The sequence below is a fragment of the Leucobacter sp. PH1c genome (assembly GCF_000633415.1).
In the GTDB taxonomy this organism is placed as follows: Bacteria; Actinomycetota; Actinomycetes; order Actinomycetales; family Microbacteriaceae; genus Leucobacter.
The window spans coordinates 1-5,404 of sequence record NZ_AYMV01000048.1; the positions used below are offsets into that span (position 1 = coordinate 1).

Genomic DNA, 5,404 nt, shown 5'->3' on the forward strand with positions numbered 1-5,404 from the left:
TGATGTTCGCTTTTGTCAGGTTGAACTCGCATCGTGGTGGCTTATTCCGCTTACTGTGGTGCATGTAATTTTTTACGGAGAGTTTGATCCTGGCTCAGGACGAACGCTGGCGGCGTGCTTAACACATGCAAGTCGAACGATGAAGCCCAGCTTGCTGGGTGGAAGAGTGGCGAACGGGTGAGTAACACGTGAGCAACCTGCCCTTCACTCTGGGATAAGCACTGGAAACGGTGTCTAATACTGGATATGCACAATGGCCGCATGGTCTGTTGTGGGAAAGATTTATCGGTGAAGGATGGGCTCGCGGCCTATCAGCTTGTTGGTGAGGTAGTGGCTCACCAAGGCGACGACGGGTAGCCGGCCTGAGAGGGTGACCGGCCACACTGGGACTGAGACACGGCCCAGACTCCTACGGGAGGCAGCAGTGGGGAATATTGCACAATGGGCGCAAGCCTGATGCAGCAACGCCGCGTGAGGGATGACGGCCTTCGGGTTGTAAACCTCTTTTAGTAGGGAAGAAGCGAAAGTGACGGTACCTGCAGAAAAAGCACCGGCTAACTACGTGCCAGCAGCCGCGGTAATACGTAGGGTGCAAGCGTTGTCCGGAATTATTGGGCGTAAAGAGCTCGTAGGCGGCTTGTCGCGTCTGCTGTGAAAACCCGAGGCTCAACCTCGGGCCTGCAGTGGGTACGGGCAGGCTAGAGTGCGGTAGGGGAGATTGGAATTCCTGGTGTAGCGGTGGAATGCGCAGATATCAGGAGGAACACCGATGGCGAAGGCAGATCTCTGGGCCGTAACTGACGCTGAGGAGCGAAAGCATGGGGAGCGAACAGGATTAGATACCCTGGTAGTCCATGCCGTAAACGTTGGGAACTAGATGTAGGGCCTGTTCCACGGGTTCTGTGTCGTAGCTAACGCATTAAGTTCCCCGCCTGGGGAGTACGGCCGCAAGGCTAAAACTCAAAGGAATTGACGGGGGCCCGCACAAGCGGCGGAGCATGCGGATTAATTCGATGCAACGCGAAGAACCTTACCAAGGCTTGACATATACGAGAACGCTGTAGAGATACAGAACTCTTTGGACACTCGTAAACAGGTGGTGCATGGTTGTCGTCAGCTCGTGTCGTGAGATGTTCGGTTAAGTCCGGCAACGAGCGCAACCCTCGTCCTATGTTGCCAGCACGTTATGGTGGGAACTCATGGGATACTGCCGTGGTCAACACGGAGGAAGGTGGGGATGACGTCAAATCATCATGCCCCTTATGTCTTGGGCTTCACGCATGCTACAATGGCCGATACAAAGGGCTGCGATACCGCGAGGTGGAGCGAATCCCAAAAAGTCGGTCTCAGTTCGGATTGGGGTCTGCAACTCGACCCCATGAAGTCGGAGTCGCTAGTAATCGCAGATCAGCAACGCTGCGGTGAATACGTTCCCGGGCCTTGTACACACCGCCCGTCAAGTCATGAAAGTCGGTAACACCCGAAGCCGGTGGCCTAACCTTTTGGAGGGAGCCGTCGAAGGTGGGACTGGTGATTAGGACTAAGTCGTAACAAGGTAGCCGTACCGGAAGGTGCGGCTGGATCACCTCCTTTCTAAGGAGCACTCAGCAACATGGTTGCTGCAGAATGGTGCGTTCATCACCGAATGTGTGATGCGTAACCGCTCATGGGTGGAACATTTGACAACGTCGATTCGTGTTGGTGGTTGTTGTTTGAGTACGCCTTTTGGGGTTGGAAAGAATGGTGACTGCTGGGGCGGGTTTCTCGGGTGCATACTATTGGGTCCTGGAGGACCAGCCGGCTCACTGTTTGGTGGGTGGACTGAGACTCTGACCCGCGATCATGGGACGTGTTGCTCATGGTGGTGGGATCGACCGTACGTTGAGAACTACACAGTGGACGCGAGCATCTTGTGACGCGTGTGACCTTTTGGGGTTGTGCGTGTTACTGATACTAATTTTTTTCATTGGTCACATGCCTGCCCTTTGGGTGGGTGTGTGTTTTCTGAATACTTATGTGATTTCAAGTTTCTAAGAGCAAACGGTGGATGCCTTGGCATCTGGAGCCGAAGAAGGACGTAGTAATCTGCGATAAGCCTCGGGGAGCCGATAAACGGGCTGTGATTCGAGGATTTCCGAATGGGGAAACCCCGCCAGGCGGCTTGCTGACCTGGTGACTCCCGCCTGAATATATAGGGCGGGTAGAGGGAACGTGGGGAAGTGAAACATCTCAGTACCCACAGGAAGAGAAAACAATAGTGATTCCGGTAGTAGTGGCGAGCGAACCCGGATGAGGCTAAACCGATCATGTGTGATACCTGGCAGGGGTTGCATGGTCGGGGTTGCGGGACATACCGTGAGGCGCTGCTGAGCCTCGAGCGTGAGAGTGAAGCTATAGGAGAACCGCTTGGAACGGCGGACCGGAGTGGGTGAGAGTCCCGTATCCGAAATGGTTTTACCGCGTGGTGTGTATCCCAAGTAGCACGGGGCCCGAGAAATCCCGTGTGAATCTGTCAGGACCACCTGATAAGCCTAAATACTCCCAGATGACCGATAGCGGACTAGTACCGTGAGGGAAAGGTGAAAAGTACCCCGGGAGGGGAGTGAAATAGTACCTGAAACCGTTTGCTTACAATCCGTAGGAGCACCCTTGTAGGTGTGACTGCGTGCCTTTTGAAGAATGAGCCTGCGAGTTAGCGATATGTGGCGAGGTTAACCCGTGTGGGGAAGCCGTAGCGAAAGCGAGTCTGAATAGGGCGATTCAGTCGCATGTCCTAGACCCGAAGCGAAGTGATCTATCCATGGCCAGGTTGAAGCGCGTGTAAGAGCGCGTGGAGGACCGAACCCACTTAGGTTGAAAACTGAGGGGATGAGCTGTGGATAGGGGTGAAAGGCCAATCAAACTTCGTGATAGCTGGTTCTCTCCGAAATGCATTTAGGTGCAGCGTTGCGTGTTTCTTGCCGGAGGTAGAGCTACTGGATGGCCGATGGGCCCTACAAGGTTACTGACGTCAGCTAAACTCCGAATGCCGGTAAGTGAGAGCGCAGCAGTGAGACTGTGGGGGATAAGCTTCATAGTCGAGAGGGAAACAACCCAGATCACCAACTAAGGTCCCAAAGCGCGTGCTAAGTGGAAAAGGATGTGGAGTTGCTGTGACAACCAGGAGGTTGGCTTAGAAGCAGCCACCCTTGAAAGAGTGCGTAATAGCTCACTGGTCAAGTGATTCCGCGCCGACAATGTAACGGGGCTCAAGCACGCCACCGAAGTTGTGGCATTCATATAACAGGTAGGCCTTCGTGGTCCAGCCGTATGGATGGGTAGGAGAGCGTCGTGTGGCGAGTGAAGCGGCGGTGTGAACCAGTCGTGGATGCCACACGAGTGAGAATGCAGGCATGAGTAGCGAAAGACGGGTGAGAAACCCGTCCTCCGGAAGACCAAGGGTTCCAGGGTCAAGCTAATCTGCCCTGGGTAAGTCGGGACCTAAGGCGAGGCCGACAGGCGTAGTCGATGGACAACGGGTTGATATTCCCGTACCGGCGGTAAACCGTCAAAGACCTAACCAGTAGTGCTAAGCAATCCAAAGCTGGACGGATCCTTCGGGTGATGTTCGGTGGCGGCTGCGAACCCGGACTGGGGTGGTGAGCGTGAGGTGTGACGCAGGAAGGTAGCCTGTGCCGGGCGATGGTTGTCCCGGTGTAAGTGCGTAGGCTGAGGGATAGGCAAATCCGTTCCTCGTGAAGGCTGAGACACGATGCGGACCCGTATGGGGAAGCAGGTGATCCTATGCTGCCGAGAAAAGCATCGACGTGAGGTTTGCTGTTGCCCGTACCCCAAACCGACTCAGGTGGTCAGGTAGAGAATACTCAGGAGATCGAGATAATCATGGTGAAGGAACTCGGCAAAATGCCCCCGTAACTTCGGGAGAAGGGGGGCCATCCGCTTATTAGGATTTACTCCGAAAGGGTGTGGTGGCCGCAGAGACCAGTGGGGAACGACTGTTTACTAAAAACACAGGTCCGTGCCAACACGCAAGTGGACGTATACGGACTGACGCCTGCCCGGTGCTGGAAGGTTAAGAGGAGAGGTTAGACTTTGGTCGAAGCTTTGAATTTAAGCCCCAGTAAACGGCGGTGGTAACTATAACCATCCTAAGGTAGCGAAATTCCTTGTCGGGTAAGTTCCGACCTGCACGAATGGCGTAACGATTCCCCAGCTGTCTCCACCGTGAACTCGGCGAAATTGCAGTACGAGTAAAGATGCTCGTTACGCGCAGAAGGACGGAAAGACCCCGTGACCTTTACTACAGCTTGGTATTGGTGTTCGGTGTGGCTTGTGTAGGATAGGTGGGAGACTGTGAAGCGGGCACGCTAGTGTTCGTGGAGTCGTTGTTGAAATACCACTCTGGTCATATTGGATATCTAACTACGAACCCTGATCGGGTTTTAGGACAGTGCCTGGTGGGTAGTTTAACTGGGGCGGTTGCCTCCCAAAATGTAACGGAGGCGCCCAAAGGTTCCCTCAACCTGGTTGGCAATCAGGTGGCGAGTGTAAGTGCACAAGGGAGCTTGACTGTGAGACTGACAGGTCGAGCAGGGACGAAAGTCGGGACTAGTGATCCGGCAGTGGCTTGTGGAAGCGCTGTCGCTCAACGGATAAAAGGTACCTCGGGGATAACAGGCTGATCTTGCCCAAGAGTCCATATCGACGGCATGGTTTGGCACCTCGATGTCGGCTCGTCGCATCCTGGGGCTGGAGTTGGTCCCAAGGGTTGGGCTGTTCGCCCATTAAAGCGGTACGCGAGCTGGGTTTAGAACGTCGTGAGACAGTTCGGTCCCTATCCTCTGCGCGCGTTGGAGATTTGAGAGGATCTGACCCTAGTACGAGAGGACCGGGTTGGACGGACCTCTGGTGTGCCAGTTGTTCTGCCAAGGGCATGGCTGGTTGGCTACGTTCGGGATGGATAACCGCTGAAAGCATCTAAGCGGGAAGCCGGCCTCGAGATGAGATCTCCATGGGGTTTAACCCTGTGAGGCTCCCAGTAGATGACTGGGTTGATAGGCCAGATGTGGAAGCATGGTAACGTGTGGAGCTGACTGGTACTAATAAGCCGATGACTTGATTTCTTCCCACCCTTTTGGGGTGGGGCATAATGTCTTCAGTAACGATGTTTCGCGTCCACTTTGTGGTTCCCAACGGACGGCCACGCACGAACCCTTTGGGTGGGTGTGGTTGATAAGTTGATAGAGTTACGGCGGCTATAGCGTCAGGGAAACGCCCGGTTACATTCCGAACCCGGAAGCTAAGACTGACTGCGCCGATGGTACTGCACTCGGGAGGGTGTGGGAGAGTAGGACACCGCCGGACACCTTTTTGAGGGTCGTATTCGGGCACACCAGTGATGGTG

The 5,404-nt window shown here is 54.7% G+C and carries 3 rRNA genes; all 3 read left to right on the forward strand.

What is annotated here, in order from left to right:
- The first annotated feature begins 71 nt into the window (after positions 1 to 71).
- The 3 genes from U874_RS14495 to rrf all read left to right on the forward strand — a co-directional run bounded on the left by U874_RS14495 (position 72) and on the right by rrf (position 5,364).
- Positions 72 to 1,593, forward strand: a 16S ribosomal RNA gene (locus tag U874_RS14495).
- Between the two features lie 427 nt (positions 1,594 to 2,020).
- Positions 2,021 to 5,123, forward strand: a 23S ribosomal RNA gene (locus U874_RS0112910).
- A 124-nt stretch (positions 5,124 to 5,247) separates the two neighbouring features.
- A 5S ribosomal RNA gene (gene rrf / locus U874_RS0112915) occupies positions 5,248 to 5,364 on the forward strand.
- The 16S, 23S and 5S rRNA genes sit together here, the layout of an rRNA operon.
- The last annotated feature ends 40 nt before the right edge of the window (positions 5,365 to 5,404 follow it).